At 72.2% G+C, this 266-nt stretch carries 1 protein-coding gene; it reads left to right on the plus strand.

Annotated elements, in window-relative coordinates; genetic code table 11:
* The coding region (locus HWD93_RS18475) for a polyprenyl synthetase family protein (protein WP_261647604.1) at window positions 1-266 on the plus strand (266 nt) is incomplete at both ends.

Consider the following 266-nt stretch of genomic DNA (forward strand, 5'->3'; position numbering starts at 1 on the left):
GTCTTCAAGTCCGCGAAGTACTCGATCGAGGCCCCGCTCGTGATCGGTGCCCCCGTGGCCGGGGCAACGGACGCGCAGCTCGAGGGGCTCCGGGCGTTCGGCCTCCCGCTCGGCGTCGCCTACCAGCTCCGCGACGACATGCTCGGCGTCTTCGGCGACCCCGAGGTCACCGGCAAGCCGGCCGGCGACGACCTGCTCGAGGGCAAGCGCACCGTCCTCATCGCCTCGGCCCGCAAGGCGTTGCCGAGTGGTGCCCGGCAGTTGGT

The organism is Curtobacterium sp. C2H10, from assembly GCF_025407985.1.
GTDB lineage: Bacteria > Actinomycetota > Actinomycetes > Actinomycetales > Microbacteriaceae > Curtobacterium.